Annotated in this window: 24 protein-coding genes; all 24 read left to right on the forward strand. The window is 31.8% G+C overall.

Annotated features, from left to right (window positions below):
• Window positions 1–28 precede the first annotated feature (28 nt).
• Entirely contained in the window at window positions 29–427 is a 399-nt protein-coding gene (gene rpsH, locus RWY47_RS13640) for a 30S ribosomal protein S8 (protein WP_021428203.1), read from the forward strand.
• Window positions 428–457: 30 nt separating this feature from the next.
• Complete coding sequence (rplF, locus tag RWY47_RS13645; protein WP_021431511.1) at window positions 458–1,000, forward strand: 50S ribosomal protein L6; 543 nt, start codon at window positions 458–460, stop codon at window positions 998–1,000.
• Between the two features lie 34 nt (window positions 1,001–1,034).
• Window positions 1,035–1,403 (forward strand): 50S ribosomal protein L18, encoded by a 369-nt coding sequence (gene rplR / locus RWY47_RS13650; RefSeq protein WP_021428220.1) that lies wholly within the window; start codon window positions 1,035–1,037, stop codon window positions 1,401–1,403.
• A gap of 18 nt (window positions 1,404–1,421) precedes the next feature.
• On the forward strand, window positions 1,422–1,931 hold the full coding sequence (gene rpsE, locus RWY47_RS13655) for a 30S ribosomal protein S5 (RefSeq protein ID WP_021428196.1): 510 nt from the start codon (window positions 1,422–1,424) through the stop codon (window positions 1,929–1,931).
• 15 nt (window positions 1,932–1,946) lie between these two features.
• Window positions 1,947–2,132, forward strand: coding sequence for a 50S ribosomal protein L30 (gene rpmD / locus RWY47_RS13660; protein ID WP_021127557.1), 186 nt, complete (start codon window positions 1,947–1,949; stop codon window positions 2,130–2,132).
• A 36-nt stretch (window positions 2,133–2,168) separates the two neighbouring features.
• Window positions 2,169–2,612: a 50S ribosomal protein L15 gene (gene rplO, locus RWY47_RS13665; RefSeq protein WP_021428219.1), complete on the forward strand. Its 444-nt coding sequence runs from the start codon at window positions 2,169–2,171 to the stop codon at window positions 2,610–2,612.
• 44 nt (window positions 2,613–2,656) lie between these two features.
• A complete protein-coding gene (gene secY, locus RWY47_RS13670; protein WP_021428206.1) occupies window positions 2,657–3,925 on the forward strand; it encodes a preprotein translocase subunit SecY in 1,269 nt (422 codons plus the stop codon).
• A 14-nt stretch (window positions 3,926–3,939) separates the two neighbouring features.
• Window positions 3,940–4,590, forward strand: a complete 651-nt coding sequence (locus RWY47_RS13675) for an adenylate kinase (protein WP_224171164.1) — start codon at window positions 3,940–3,942, stop codon at window positions 4,588–4,590.
• Window positions 4,590–5,336, forward strand: coding sequence for a type I methionyl aminopeptidase (gene map / locus RWY47_RS13680; RefSeq protein WP_021428213.1), 747 nt, complete (start codon window positions 4,590–4,592; stop codon window positions 5,334–5,336). The genes RWY47_RS13675 and map overlap by 1 nt, the downstream gene beginning before the upstream one ends.
• 21 nt (window positions 5,337–5,357) lie before the next feature.
• Window positions 5,358–5,633: a KOW domain-containing RNA-binding protein gene (locus RWY47_RS13685; protein WP_021428194.1), complete on the forward strand. Its 276-nt coding sequence runs from the start codon at window positions 5,358–5,360 to the stop codon at window positions 5,631–5,633.
• Between the two features lie 27 nt (window positions 5,634–5,660).
• Window positions 5,661–5,879, forward strand: a complete 219-nt coding sequence (gene infA, locus RWY47_RS13690; RefSeq protein WP_021122032.1) for a translation initiation factor IF-1 — start codon at window positions 5,661–5,663, stop codon at window positions 5,877–5,879.
• A 34-nt stretch (window positions 5,880–5,913) separates the two neighbouring features.
• A complete protein-coding gene (rpmJ, locus tag RWY47_RS13695; protein WP_021122033.1) occupies window positions 5,914–6,027 on the forward strand; it encodes a 50S ribosomal protein L36 in 114 nt (37 codons plus the stop codon).
• Between the two features lie 166 nt (window positions 6,028–6,193).
• On the forward strand, window positions 6,194–6,565 hold the full coding sequence (gene rpsM / locus RWY47_RS13700; RefSeq protein WP_021122034.1) for a 30S ribosomal protein S13: 372 nt from the start codon (window positions 6,194–6,196) through the stop codon (window positions 6,563–6,565).
• A 24-nt stretch (window positions 6,566–6,589) separates the two neighbouring features.
• On the forward strand, window positions 6,590–6,988 hold the full coding sequence (gene rpsK, locus RWY47_RS13705; protein WP_021428214.1) for a 30S ribosomal protein S11: 399 nt from the start codon (window positions 6,590–6,592) through the stop codon (window positions 6,986–6,988).
• Between the two features lie 17 nt (window positions 6,989–7,005).
• The gene (gene rpsD, locus RWY47_RS13710) at window positions 7,006–7,629 is read left to right on the forward strand and encodes a 30S ribosomal protein S4 (protein WP_021428209.1); all 624 of its coding nucleotides are present in this window, start codon (window positions 7,006–7,008) and stop codon (window positions 7,627–7,629) included.
• A gap of 77 nt (window positions 7,630–7,706) precedes the next feature.
• Entirely contained in the window at window positions 7,707–8,654 is a 948-nt protein-coding gene (locus RWY47_RS13715) for a DNA-directed RNA polymerase subunit alpha (RefSeq protein WP_021428208.1), read from the forward strand.
• A gap of 19 nt (window positions 8,655–8,673) precedes the next feature.
• Window positions 8,674–9,015: a 50S ribosomal protein L17 gene (rplQ, locus tag RWY47_RS13720; protein ID WP_021122040.1), complete on the forward strand. Its 342-nt coding sequence runs from the start codon at window positions 8,674–8,676 to the stop codon at window positions 9,013–9,015.
• 332 nt (window positions 9,016–9,347) lie between these two features.
• Window positions 9,348–10,187 carry an energy-coupling factor transporter ATPase gene (locus tag RWY47_RS13725; RefSeq protein ID WP_021428216.1) on the forward strand — a complete coding sequence of 280 codons (840 nt, stop codon included), beginning with the start codon at window positions 9,348–9,350 and terminating at the stop codon, window positions 10,185–10,187.
• The gene (locus RWY47_RS13730) at window positions 10,175–11,041 is read left to right on the forward strand and encodes an energy-coupling factor transporter ATPase (protein ID WP_021428217.1); all 867 of its coding nucleotides are present in this window, start codon (window positions 10,175–10,177) and stop codon (window positions 11,039–11,041) included. Before RWY47_RS13725 ends, RWY47_RS13730 begins: the two co-directional genes overlap by 13 nt.
• Window positions 11,035–11,832, forward strand: a complete 798-nt coding sequence (locus RWY47_RS13735; RefSeq protein ID WP_021428202.1) for an energy-coupling factor transporter transmembrane component T family protein — start codon at window positions 11,035–11,037, stop codon at window positions 11,830–11,832. Before RWY47_RS13730 ends, RWY47_RS13735 begins: the two co-directional genes overlap by 7 nt.
• Before the next feature lie 11 nt (window positions 11,833–11,843).
• On the forward strand, window positions 11,844–12,575 hold the full coding sequence (gene truA / locus RWY47_RS13740; RefSeq protein ID WP_025162563.1) for a tRNA pseudouridine(38-40) synthase TruA: 732 nt from the start codon (window positions 11,844–11,846) through the stop codon (window positions 12,573–12,575).
• A 119-nt stretch (window positions 12,576–12,694) separates the two neighbouring features.
• The gene (gene rplM / locus RWY47_RS13745; RefSeq protein WP_021428215.1) at window positions 12,695–13,126 is read left to right on the forward strand and encodes a 50S ribosomal protein L13; all 432 of its coding nucleotides are present in this window, start codon (window positions 12,695–12,697) and stop codon (window positions 13,124–13,126) included.
• Between the two features lie 28 nt (window positions 13,127–13,154).
• Window positions 13,155–13,547 carry a 30S ribosomal protein S9 gene (gene rpsI, locus RWY47_RS13750; protein WP_021431517.1) on the forward strand — a complete coding sequence of 131 codons (393 nt, stop codon included), beginning with the start codon at window positions 13,155–13,157 and terminating at the stop codon, window positions 13,545–13,547.
• A gap of 72 nt (window positions 13,548–13,619) precedes the next feature.
• The gene (gene cwlD, locus RWY47_RS13755) at window positions 13,620–14,336 is read left to right on the forward strand and encodes an N-acetylmuramoyl-L-alanine amidase CwlD (protein ID WP_021431518.1); all 717 of its coding nucleotides are present in this window, start codon (window positions 13,620–13,622) and stop codon (window positions 14,334–14,336) included.
• Window positions 14,337–14,639 lie beyond the last annotated feature (303 nt).

Genomic DNA, 14,639 nt, shown 5'->3' on the forward strand with positions numbered 1-14,639 from the left:
TGGTTAAAATGGAAGGAGGTTTACAATTATGACAATGACAGATCCAATAGCAGATATGTTAACACGTATAAGAAATGCTAACATGGTTAAGCATGAAACTGTTGATGTTCCTGCTTCTAATATGAAGAAAGAATTAGCTAGAATCTTATTAGAAGAAGGTTTCATAAGAGGGTACGATGTTATAGAAGATGGAAAGCAAGGAATAATAAGAATACAATTAAAGTACGGACAAATAGGCGAGAGAGTTATAACAGGATTAAAGAGAATATCTAAGCCTGGTATGAGAGTTTACGCTGCTAAAGAAGAATTACCAAAAGTATTAAACGGATTAGGTATATCAATAATATCTACTTCTAAAGGTATATTAACTGACAAGCAAGCTAGAAATGCAGGCGTTGGTGGAGAAGTAATCTGCTACGTTTGGTAATATAAACGAACAATGTAAGGAGGTGCAACTATGTCAAGAATAGGTGTTAAGCCAATAAACGTTCCTACAGGTGTTGAAGTAACTATAGCTGAGGATAACTTAGTTACAGTAAAAGGACCAAAAGGAACTTTAACAAAGCAATTCACTAATGAATTAGCTATAAAAAAAGAAGAAAATACTATATTAGTTGAAAGACCAACTAATAATAAAAAACATAGATCTTTACACGGATTAACTAGAACTTTAATAGATAATATGGTAGTAGGTGTTACTACTGGATTCGAAAAGAAGTTAGAGTTAGTTGGTGTTGGTTACAGAGCTCAAAAGCAAGGAAACAAGTTAGTTATGAACTTAGGATACTCTCATCCAGTTGAGATGGTAGATCCAGAAGGAATAACTGTTGAAGCTCCAAACCAAACTGAATTAGTTGTTAAAGGAATCGACAAGCAATTAGTAGGTAACTATGCTGCTAAGATAAGAGCTTGGAGAGAGCCAGAGCCATACAAAGGTAAAGGTATAAGATACGCTGGTGAAGTTGTAAGACGTAAAGAAGGTAAAACTGGTAAGAAATAATACCAAACATAAAAGCTAGAAAGGAGTGATCTCTGTGTTTAAAAAAGCTAACAAAAACGCAAATAGACTTCAAAGACATAAGAGAGTTCGTAGAAAAATAACTGGAACTACTCAAAGACCAAGATTATGTATATTTAGAAGTTCTAATAACATATATGCTCAAATAATAGATGATACAAACAGAGTAACTGTTGTTTCTGCATCTTCTTTAGAAGCTGAAATAAAAGGTGCTGTTAATCACTGTGGAAATAAAGAAGCAGCTAAAAAAGTTGGAGAACTTGTTGCTAAGAGAGCTGTAGAGAAAGGTATAACTGAAGTTGTATTTGACAGAGGTGGATACTTATATCACGGAAGAGTTCAAGAATTAGCAGAAGGTGCTAGAGAAGCTGGACTTAAGTTCTAATACAAAGGAGGGAAAATAATGCTACGTCGTAAACCAATAGATGCAAGACAACTTGATCTTCAAGAGAAAGTTATCGAAGTAAGACGTGTTACTAAGGTTGTTAAAGGTGGTAGAAACTTTAGATTTGCAGCTTTAGTAGTTGTTGGAGATGAAAACGGACACGTTGGTATAGGTGCTGGTAAAGCTATGGAAGTACCAGATGCTATAAGAAAAGCAGTTGAAGATGCTAAGAAGAATTTAATAACTGTACCTATGGTTGGTACAACTATACCTCACCAAACAAACGGACATTTTGGTGCTGGAAAAATATTAATAATGCCTGCTGCTCAAGGTACAGGAGTTATAGCTGGGGGACCTGCTAGAGCTGTACTTGAATTAGCTGGATTAAAGGATGTTAGAGCTAAATCTTTAGGAACTAACAACCCAAGAAACATGGTAAATGCTACAATAGAAGGTTTAAAATCTTTAAGAACAGCTGAAGATATAGCTAAACTTAGAGGTAAAAAAGTAGAAGATCTTCTAGGGTAAGGAGGTAGTAAAAAAATGGCTAAATTACAAATAAAGTTAGTTAGAAGTACAATAGGAACTACTCCTAACCAAAGAAAGAACGTAGAAGCGTTAGGATTAAGAAAAAGAGAGCAAGTAGTTGTTAAAGAAGACAACGCTCAAATGAGAGGTATAATAGCTAAAGTTAGTCACTTAGTAGAAGTTACTGAAATAGCTGAATAATAATAATTTAAACAAATACTAAGGGAGGTGCAATCCATGAAGTTACATGAATTAAGACCTGCTGAAGGTGCAGTTTCTTCTAAAAAAAGATTAGGAAGAGGTACTGCTACTGGACAAGGTAAAACTTCAGGACGTGGACAAAAAGGTCAAAAGTCTCGTTCAGGTGGTGGAGTAAGAGTTGGATTCGAAGGTGGACAAATGCCACTTGCTAGAAGACTTCCTAAGAGAGGATTCAAAAATCCTTGTAAGAAAGTTTACTCACTAGTTAACGTAGAAACTTTAAATAGATTCGAAAACGGAACAGAAATAACAGCTGAATTACTTAAGTCAACTGGAGTAATAAGCAAAATAGAAAAAGACGGCGTTAAAATCTTAGGTGAAGGTAACTTAGAAAGAGCTTTAACTATAAAAGCTGCTAAGTTTACTGCTTCAGCGCAAGAAAAAATAGAAAAAGCTGGAGGAAAAGCAGAATTAGTTTAATCTAATCTGCTAACTCTTGGCCATAAGGCAGGGGTGAGTTTAACGTGCTGTCAAACTTAAAACAAGCTTGGAAAATAAAAGATGTAAGAAGAAAAATTTTATATACTTTGATGATGATTGTTATCTTTAGGATAGGATGTACAATTCCTGTACCTGGAGTTAATAGAGATATTATAAAGGGAATGGTTGACGGAAACGGTCTTCTTTCCCTGTATAATATGTTTACAGGAGGAGCTTTTAGTAACTTTACCTTATTTGCATTAGGAATAAGTCCTTATATAACGGCATCTATAATCATTCAACTTTTAACTATTGGATTCCCATCTCTTGAAGAACTTCAAAAGTCTGGTGAAGAAGGTAAGAAAAAGATAAATAAATACACTAAGTATACAGCATTAGGATTAGCTATAGTACAAGCTATCGGTATAACACTAGGAATAGTGAGACGTGCTTTACAAACAGATAGTGTATTTTTTATAGTTACTGTTATAGTCACATTAATTTCAGCAAGTATGCTTTTAATGTGGATGGGAGATAAAATTACTGAAAAAGGATTAGGTAATGGAAGCTCTGTAATAATATTTATAGGAATTATATCAAGAATTCCTAAAGACATAACTCAATCAATATCTCAATTTGAAAGCGGAAGCGTTGGATTATGGGTATTAATAGTTATGGCTGTAGTATCGCTTCTTACAGTAGCTGCGGTTACATATATACAAGAAGCTACAAGAAAAATACCTGTACAATATGCTAAAAGAGTTGTAGGAAGAAAAACATATGGGGGTCAAAACTCTCATATACCAATGAAAGTAAATCAATCTGGAGTTATTCCGGTTATATTTGCAAGTTCATTGTTAGCATTCCCACAAACTATAGCTATATTTATGGGAAAAGATGCTCAAGCATTTGTAACTAAATTCTTATCTCCAACTGGAGAGCCAGGATTCTGGATCTATTTAGTTATAGAAGTTGTATTAATAATATTCTTCTCTTATTTCTATACTACTATATCATTCAATACTGAGGATATAACTAATAATATGAAAAATAGTGGAGGTTTTATACCAGGTATAAGACCGGGTAATCCAACTATGGAATACTTAAATAGAATATTATCAAGATTAACTTTAGCAGGAGCATTATTCTTAGCTGTTATAGCTGTAATTCCTTCTATAATAGGTAAATTTACTGGCGTACATTTAAGTTTAGCTGGTACATCATTACTTATAGTTGTAGGTGTTGCATTAGAGCTTAAGAGACAGCTAGAATCAAATCTAGTAATGAGAAGCTATCAAGGCTTTTTAAAATAAATGGAGATGATCATATGAGAATAATATTACTTGGACCTCCTGGTGCGGGTAAGGGTACTCAAGCAGCAGGGATAGTAGAAAAATACAATATACCTCATATATCAACTGGAGATATATTCAGAAAGAATATAAAAGAAGGTACAGAACTTGGTAAAAAAGCTAAAGGATATATAGATCAAGGTCTTTTAGTTCCAGATGAGTTAACAGTAGGTTTAGTTACTGATAGAATAGCTCAATCTGACTGTGAAAAAGGATTCATGTTAGATGGATTCCCAAGAAATGTAGCTCAAGCTCAACATTTAGATGAATATCTAAAAGAAGTTGGTATATCTTTAGACAAAGTTGTTAACATTGAAGTTGATAAAGATATATTAGTAGGTAGAGCAGTAGGTAGAAGAATCTGCAAATCTTGCGGAGCTACTTACCATGTTGAGTTTAATCCTCCAAAAGTAGATGGCGTATGCGATGTATGTGGAGGAGAACTTTACCAAAGAGCTGATGATAATGAAGAAACTGTATCAAAAAGAATACAAGTTTACTTAGATGAAACTAAGCCTTTAGTTAACTATTATTCTGAAGAAGGTATAATAGCTAATATAAATGGTCAACAATCTATAAATAATGTATTTGGAGATATTGTTGAGGCTCTAGGAAGTGAAAAATAATGATTATTTTAAAATCTAAGCAAGAGATTGAACTTATGAGAGAATCAGGTAAAATCGTTGCTGAAACACATGAGATTTTAAGAGATGCTATTAAACCGGGAATATCTACTTTAGAGTTAGATGCAATAGCTGAAAATCATATTAGAAAATATAATGCTATCCCATCTTTTAAAGGTTATAACGGATTTAAAGGATCTATATGCGCTTCTATTAATGAAGAAGTTGTACATGGAATACCTGGATCTAAAACTTTAAAAGACGGAGATATTATAAGTATCGATATCGGTGCTTATTTTAAAGGATATCATGCAGATTCAGCAAAAACACATGCGGTAGGCATAATATCTGAAGAGGATAGGAAATTAATAGAAGTAACAAAAGAAAGCTTCTATGAAGGATTAAAGTTTGCTAAACTAGGATGTAGACTTTCTGACATTTCGCACGCAGTACAAACACATGTAGAAAACAACAATTTTTCTGTAGTTAGAGACCTTGTAGGACATGGAGTTGGTAAACAACTACATGAAGATCCTCAAATACCTAATTATGGACGTCCAGGTAAGGGCCCTAAACTTAAAGAGGGTATGGTTCTTGCAATAGAGCCTATGGTTAACTATGGTACACACTATGTTAAAATGTTAGGTGATGGCTGGACGATTGTTACAAATGACTCTAAAAGGTCAGCTCATTATGAGCATACGATAGCTATTACTGAAGATGAACCTTTGATATTAACAAAGTTATAGTCGGAAATGTAGGTGGAAATTATGCTATCAAATAACATAAGTATAGGGCAAGTTGTTAAAAATACATCTGGAAGAGATGCTGGTAGATTGTTTTTCGTAGTAAAAATAATTGATGATAAGTATGTTCTTATCTCAGATGGTAAAAAAAGAAAACTTGAAAATCCTAAACTAAAAAAAGTTAAGCACTTGCAAAAGTATGATATTATTAATTGTATGGTTAAAAATAAGATAGAGTCAGATGAATCTATCACAAATACTTTTTTAAGAGCTGAACTTGGAAAGTTAAACAATGTTTAGCTTATTGAATGGAGGTTTGGTTAGTTAATGGCCAAAAAAGATGTTATAGAATTTGAGGGTACAGTTACAGAAAACTTACCTAATGCTATGTTTAAAGTCAAGCTAGAAAATGGACATGAAGTTTTATGTCATCTTTCTGGGAAGCTAAGAATGAACTTTATAAGGATTCTTGAAGGAGATAAAGTTAATGTTGAGCTTTCTCCATATGACCTTACAAGAGGAAGAATTACTTGGCGTAAGAAGTAGACTATCGATGCTAGTCTATAAGGAGGGATTAATAATGAAAGTAAGACCATCAGTAAAACCAATGTGTGAAAAATGTAAAGTAATAAAGAGAAAAGGTAGAGTAATGGTTATATGTGAAAATCCTAAGCACAAGCAAAAGCAAGGTTAATAAATTGTGCTAGCATTTTGTTAAATATTATAGTATAATATCATATTGTGATAATTAACAAACTTTTTTTGGATTTTATATAAACATGAACCGGAATTAACTTATTATTTAAGAAAATTTAATCATGAAAAAAGTTAAAAAAGTTAAGTTGTAGGAGGTGCAAAGTATGGCAAGAATAGCTGGGGTAGATTTACCTAGAGAAAAAAGAGCAGAAATAGGCTTAACATATATCTACGGTATAGGTAAGGCAACTGCTAACGAAATATTAGCTAAAGCTGACATAGATCCTAACGTAAGAATCAAAGATTTATCTGAAGATCAAGTAAATGACTTAAGAAAGATAATAGACAATGATTTCTTAGTTGAGGGAGATTTAAGAAGAGAAATAGCTTTAAACATAAAGAGATTAAGAGATATAAAATGTTACAGAGGTATGAGACATGCTAAAGGTCTTCCTCTAAGAGGTCAAAAGACTAAGACTAACGCTAGAACTAGAAAAGGTCCTAGAAAGACTGTATCTCGTAAGAAGAAGAAGTAATAGTTAGAAGAGGAGGGAAGAATAATGGCTAAACCAAAAAAGAAAGTTACACGTGTTAGAAGAAGAGAGCGTAAAAACATAGAACGTGGACATGCTCATATACAATCAACTTTTAACAATACTATAATAACTTTAACAGACGTTCATGGTAACGCATTATCTTGGGCAAGTTCTGGACAATTAGGATTCAAAGGATCAAGAAAAGCAACTCCATTTGCATCTCAAATGGCTGCTGAAACAGCTGCTAAAGCTGCAATGGAACACGGATTAAAGACTGTAGAAGTATTCGTAAAAGGACCAGGTTCTGGTAGAGAAGCTGCTATAAGAGCTTTACAAGCAACTGGATTAGAAGTAACTATGATAAAAGACGTTACTCCAATACCACACAACGGATGTAGACCACCAAAAAGAAGAAGAGTGTAATATAGGAGGTGTAATTAATGGCAAGATATACAGGTGCATCATGTAGACAATGTCGTAGAGAAGGAATGAAGTTATTCCTTAAAGGTGACAGATGTTATACTGACAAATGTGCTATAGTTAAAAGAAACTATGCTCCAGGACAACATGGACAAGGAAGAAAGAAAGTTTCTAACTATGGATTACAATTAAGAGAAAAACAAAAAGTTAAGAGAATATACGGAGTTTTAGAAACTCAATTCAGAAATTTATATGAGCGTGCTGAGAAAACACCTGGAATAACAGGGGAAAACTTATTAAGCTTATTAGAAAGAAGATTAGACAACGTAGTTTACAGAATGGGATTAGCATCTTCTAGAAAAGAAGCTAGACAATTAGTAAGACACGGTCACTTCACTTTAAACGGACATAAGGTAGATATACCTTCTTTAACAGTTTCTAATGGAGATGTTATAGCTGTTAAAGAAACATCTAAATCTTCTGCAAAATTCAAAGGATTAGTTGAAAATAGCTCAAGAATAGCTCCTAAATGGTTAGATGCTAGCTTAGAGAACATGACAGCTTCTGTTGTTGCTAATCCAGGAAGAGAAGATATAGATCTTGAAATAGCTGAACACTTAATAATAGAGCTTTACTCTAAGTAATAAGTATAGTTATAAAAAATATTTTAAGATTTTGTTTACCCTCAGTGGATTAATAAATTTTAAGGAGGGTTTTGTCCATGATAGAAATAGAAAAACCAAGAGTAGATATAATTGAAATTAGCGAAGACCATAGATATGGTAAATTCGTTATAGAGCCTCTAGAAAGAGGATATGGAATAACTATAGGTAATGCACTAAGAAGAATATTATTATCTTCTTTACCAGGAGTAGCTGTTAACTCTATAAGAATAGATGGGGTTCTTCATGAATTCACAACAGTGTCTGGTGTTAAAGAAGATGTTACAGAAATAATATTAGCATTAAAAGAATTATCAGCTACTATAGATGGTGAAGGAAGTAGAACACTTAAAATAGAAGCACAAGGACCATGCACAGTAACAGGTGCTGACATAATATGTCCTCCAGATGTTGAAATAATAAGTAAAGATTTACATATAGCTACGCTAGATGATAATTCTAAACTTAACATGGAAATATCTGTTAACAAAGGAAGAGGTTATGTATCTTCTGAAGACAATAAAACAGAGCATATGCCTATAGGAGTTCTTCCTGTAGACTCAATATATACTCCTGTTGAAAAAGTTAGTTACCATGTAGAAAATACTAGAGTTGGTCAAAAATCAGATTACGATAAATTAATACTTGAAGTTTGGACTAATGGAAGTATAAATCCTCAAGAAGGAATATCACTTGCAGCTAAGGTTCTAGTTGAACATCTAAATCTATTCATAGATTTAACAGAGCATGTAAGCAATGTTGAAATAATGGTAGAAAAAGAAGAAGATCAAAAAGAAAAAGTTCTAGAGATGACTATCGAAGAACTTGACTTATCAGTTAGATCTTACAACTGTTTAAAGAGAGCGGGAATAAATACAGTTGAAGAATTAGCTAATAGATCTGAAGAAGACATGATGAAAGTTAGAAACTTAGGTAAAAAATCATTAGAAGAAGTTATCCAAAAGTTAGAAGAACTTGGATTAAATCTTAAACCAAGCGAAGAGTAAGTGCAAAGGAGGGATAAGCATGGCTAAGTACCGTAAATTAGGACGTGTAACTGCTCATAGAAATCTTATGTTAAGAAACTTAGTAACAGACTTACTAAGAAATGGAAAAATAGAAACTACAGTTACTAGAGCAAAAGAAACTCGTAGAATGGCAGAAAAGATGATAACTCTTGCTAAGAGAGGGGATCTTCATGCTAGAAGACAAGTTTTAGCTTATGTTTTAGATGAGACAGTAGTTAACAACTTATTCACTGATATAGCTCCGAAATATGCAGAGAGAAACGGTGGATACACTAGAATAATAAAAATAGGACCAAGAAGAGGCGACGCTGCTGAAATGGCTCTAATAGAATTAGTATAGTATATAAAGGATTAGGCTTAGCCTAGTCCTTTTTTTATATTCAAGAAAAAAATGATGAGAAACTATAAAATAAGATTTATATATTTAAATGAAAAAATTTAAGTACATAATAAAATACTGAATTTACAAAATGAATTGTATGTCTAGTTATGAATGTGAATAATTTTTTTGTTTTACAAATAACTTTTGAAATTTAATGAATGATAAAATGAAATATAAAGTTAGACACTTGTATTTTAGGTGGATTTTTATATTAATTTAGAATTTAAATTGTGTTATAATACAATAGAAATTGTAAATTAAGAGCACTACTAACAAAAGGAGAAAAGTTTATGAAAGTTAATGATATAGTAAGTGTTGAAGATATTTCATTTGAATATGTAACAGAAGAGGATAAGTTTAAAGCTATAGATAACTTAAGTTTAAATGTAAAACAAGGAGAGTTTGTTGTAGTTATAGGTCATAATGGATCTGGAAAATCAACTCTTTCTAAAAACTTAAATGCAATTCTTATGCCAACGACTGGAAATATTTATATAAATGGATTAAATACAAAAGAAGAAAAAAATTTATGGGATATTAGGCAAACTGCAGGTATGGTATTTCAAAACCCAGATAATCAAATAGTAGCCACTATAGTAGAAGAAGATGTTGCGTTTGGTCCTGAAAATTTAGGTATAGATCCCCCAGAAATAAGAAAAAGGGTAGAAGAGTCTCTTAAAAGCGTAGGAATGTATGATATGAGAGATAGACAACCTCATTTATTATCAGGAGGGCAGAAACAAAGGGTAGCAATAGCGGGTATAATAGCTATGAAACCTAAATGCATAATATTTGATGAGGCTACAGCTATGTTAGACCCATCTGGAAGAAAAGAAGTAATGAAAACAATTAAAAGATTAAATAAAGAAGAGAATATAAGTATAATGCATATAACTCACTTTATGGAAGAAGCGGTTGATGCAGATAGAGTTATTGTTATGGAAAAAGGGAAAAAAGTATTGGAAGGTACTCCTAAAGAAGTTTTTTCCAAAGTTGAAATGTTAAAAAGTATAGGGTTAGATGTACCGTGTATGACTGAATTAAGTAAAGAACTTAAAGAAGAAGGATTAGATATAGATGGAGATATATTAACTGTAGATGAGATGGTGGTGAAACTATGTCAATTGTAATAAAAAATTTAACTCATATATATAATGAAGGGTTACCGTTTGAAAGTAGAGCCTTAGATGATATAACATTAGAGATTAAATCAGGTGATTTTGTTGGATTAATAGGGCATACTGGTTCTGGAAAATCTACTTTAATTCAACATCTAAATGGAATTCTTAAACCCTCATCAGGGAAAATTTTAATAAATGAATTTGATATAACCGATAAAAATTTAAACTTAACAGATATAAGAAAAAAAGTAGGTGTTGTATTCCAATATCCTGAGTATCAGCTATTTGAAGAAACTGTCGAAAAGGATATAGCTTTTGGACCTTCAAATTTAGGTTTAGGAGAAGAAGAGATAAGCAATAGGATTAAAGCATCTATGGAAGCTGTCGGGCTTGATTATGAAGCGTTTAAAGATAAATCACCTTTTGAGTTATCAGGAGGTCAAAAAAGAAGGGTAGCAATAGCTGGAGTTATAGCTATGAATCCAGAAGTGTTAATACTAGATGAACCAACAGCAGGATTAGACCCAAAAGGTAGAGATGAAATTTTCAAGTTAATAAAAGACTTACATGAAGAAAAGAATATGACGATAATATTATCTTCTCATAGCATGGATGACATGGCTAAGTTAGTAAAGACTATAATAGTTATGAATTCAGGTAAAGTTGAGTTTATGGGACCTACAAGAGAAGTGTTTAATAACCACTCTAGTAGACTTAAAGAGATTGGCTTAGATATACCTCAAGTATTGGAATTATCTATAAAATTAAAAGAACATGGGTTTGAGATAAAAGAAGATGCAATTACTATAGAAGAAATTAAAAACGAAATAATAAGAGTTATGAGAGGTAAGGGAAAATGTTAAAAGATATAACAATAGGCCAATATTATCCTACAAACTCGAGTATTCATAAATTAGATGCTAGAGTTAAGCTTATAGCAACGTTTATATTTATGATATCTTTGTTTATAATAAATAAATTTTGGCCATATTTAATAGTGGTAGGAAGCTTAATTGCAGTAATAGGTTTATCTAAAATACCAGGAAAGTTCATTATGAAAGGATTAAAACCTTTAAAATGGATTATAATATTTACATTTGTAATTAATATATTTTTTATACCTGGAGACCCTATATGGTCATTTGGATTTGTAAAGATAACATACCAAGGTGTTAGTCAAGCTATATTTATGGCTTTAAGACTTATATTCTTAGTTGTAGGGACATCTCTTTTAACACTTACTACATCACCAATAGAACTTACAGATGGCATAGAGAGACTATTAAATCCTTTTAAAAAGATAGGATTTCCAGTTCATGAGTTAGCTATGATGATGACTATAGCTCTAAGATTTATACCTACTTTATTAGATGAGACAGATAAAATAATGAAAGCTCAAATGTCTAGAGGAGCAGACTTTGAGAGTAAAAATATCATAAATAGAGCTAAGAACCTAGTTCCACTATTAATACCTTTATTCATTAGTGCTTTTAGAAGGGCTGATGAGTTAGCTATGGCTATGGAAGCTAGATGTTATAGAGGTGGAGATAATAGAACCAAGATGAAAGAGTGTATAATGACTAAAGCAGATTATATAGCATATGTTGTACAAGTTTTATACTTAGGAATTATAGTGTTCATAAGATTTGTTTAAAGAGGTATAATATGAGAAATATAAAATTAACTATCCAATATAATGGTAAAAGATTTTGTGGATGGCAAAAGCAAAATGATTCATTGGGTATTCAAGGTAATATTGAACAATCAATAAAAGATATAACTAATGAGAGTGTAAAAATAACTGGATCTGGAAGAACAGATGCAGGGGTTCATGCGTTGGGACAAGTTGCAAATTTTAATACGGAGTGTAATATTCCTATTGAAAAAATACCTAATGCATTAAATTCTAAGTTGCCGAAAGATATAGTTATAATAAATGCAGAAGAAGTGAATTTAGATTTTCACTCTAGATATTCAGCTAAAGGAAAAAGATATAGATATATTATATATAACAACCGATATAGAAGCCCTATATATAGTGATATTTCTTATTTTGTAAAATATGATTTAGACTTTGAAAAGATGAAAAAAGAAGCTGAATCATTAAAAGGAACACATGATTTTAAGGGATTTATGAGCTCGGGATCAAGTGTTAAAGATACAGTTAGAACTATTTATGATATAGATATTTCAAAGTGTGAAGACTTGATAGTTATAGAAATTGAAGGTAATGGATTTTTATATAATATGGTTAGGATTGTAGTTGGAACGTTAGTTGATATAGGAAGAGGAAAAATAGATAATAGCATGTCGAGCATAATAGAATCAAAGTTGAGATCGATGGCAGGACATACGGCTCCAGCACACGGATTATTTCTCAAAAAAGTTGATTATTAGCTTGACACACTAGGGTGCATGTATTAAAATATACAAGAGTGTGTTAATAAGTCCACTTGCCCCGGACTTGACATAGACGGTAAAATATCATATGGAAATAAGATAAGGAGGGACTTGTAATGAAAAGTTATATAGCTAAACCAGCTGACGTACAAAGAAAATGGTACGTAGTTGATGCTGAAGGAAAAACATTAGGTCGTATGGCTACTGAAATAGCTACAATATTAAGAGGAAAGCATAAACCAACTTTCACTCCTCACGTTGATGGTGGAGATTTCGTTGTTGTTGTAAATGCTGATAAAGTAGTTTTAACAGGAAAGAAATTAGATCAAAAGATGTACAGATACCACACTGGATATGTAGGTGGATTAAAAGAAATAACATATAGAGAAATGATGGAAAAGAAACCTGAAGAGGTTGTTATGCATGCTGTTAGCGGTATGTTATGTAAGAACAAATTAAGAAGCAGAATGATGACTAGATTAAGAGTATTTGCTGGACCAAACCACGGACACGAAGCTCAAAATCCAGAAGTTTTAAACTTTAAATAATCATAACGGGTGAAAGGAGGAGTTAATCATGGCTAACGTTCAATACTATGGAACAGGAAGAAGAAAACACTCTGTAGCAAGAGTAAGATTAGTTGCAGGTGAAGGAAATATAATAGTAAATGGAAGAAAAGTTGAAGAATTCTTCAACTATGAAACTTTAATAAGAGATGTTAAACAACCATTAGTTTTAACAGGAACTGAAAACAAATACGATGTTATAGTAAAAGTTGAAGGTGGAGGATTCACTGGACAAGCTGGAGCTATAAGACATGGTATATCTAGAGCTTTATTAACAGTAGATGCTGAGTTAAGACCAGCTTTAAAGAAAGAAGGTTTCTTAACTAGAGATGCTAGAATGAAGGAAAGAAAGAAATACGGATTAAAGGCAGCAAGAAGAGCTCCACAATTCTCAAAGAGATAATTATATATGTTTACTCAAAGACTTTGGAATATTCCAAAGTCTTTTTTTATATAATATATGGGGTGATATTATATGAAATATATTAAGCATGTAAGTTTGATTGGAGCTCTTTTATGTTTTTTGGCTATATTTATATTTGAAGTCAAAAAGAATTCTCAAGATGTATTAACGTACATGCCTGTGACTAATAAGGTTATTCTTTTAGATGCAGGACATGGGGGGATAGATCCAGGGGCTTTGAGTGATGATGAGTCTGTGGAAGAAAAAGATATAAACTTACAAATAACATTGAAGCTAAGAGAGTTGTTAGAATCAAGTGGATGTTTAGTATTGTTAACTAGAGAAGATGACGTTAGCTTGTACGAAGAGAGCCCAGATAAGACAACTAGACAAAAGTACAATGAAAATCTAAAAAATAGAAAGAAAATGATTGAAGAGTCAGGTGTAGATGCGTTTGTATCTGTTCATTTAAATAAATTTGAACAGAGTAAGTATTACGGAGCACAAACTTTTTATCCTCAAGGACAAGATGATAGTAAATTGTTATCGAAATTTATTCAAGATGAATTAAAAAGAGTTGTAGATGAAACAAATCAAAGAGAAGTTAAACCAAGTAATGATATTTATTTGTTAAAGGATAATAAAATTCCTTCAGTATTAATAGAGTGTGGTTTTTTATCTAATGAAAAAGAATCTAAACTGTTGAACGATGAAAAGTATCAAGAAAAAGTAGCGTGGGCTATATATGCAGGTATTCAAAAATATTTTGGAACAAATGTACATAATTAAATTGAAATATGTAAAAAATAACTTATATTTTTAAGTATATAAGTTATTTTTTTATGTCCTTTTATGTCTATAAATGTAAAATTAAATATAAAAAAGAATAAATTGAATTGTAGGAATTCCAATACATTCAACTTTATAATGAAAATATTTTTTAATTAGGAATAAAAAAATATAAAAAAACTATTGACCTTATTAAATCAAGGTGGTATAGTATTACTTGTCCTTAAGAAAAGGGCAAAACAAATTAAGAACTTTGAAAATTAAACAGTAGGTTAATTATAAAAATTCTTTTTTAAAGAATTA

Source organism: Paraclostridium sp. MRS3W1, from assembly GCF_032465715.1.
GTDB classification, from domain to species: domain Bacteria; phylum Bacillota; class Clostridia; order Peptostreptococcales; family Peptostreptococcaceae; genus Paraclostridium; species Paraclostridium dentum.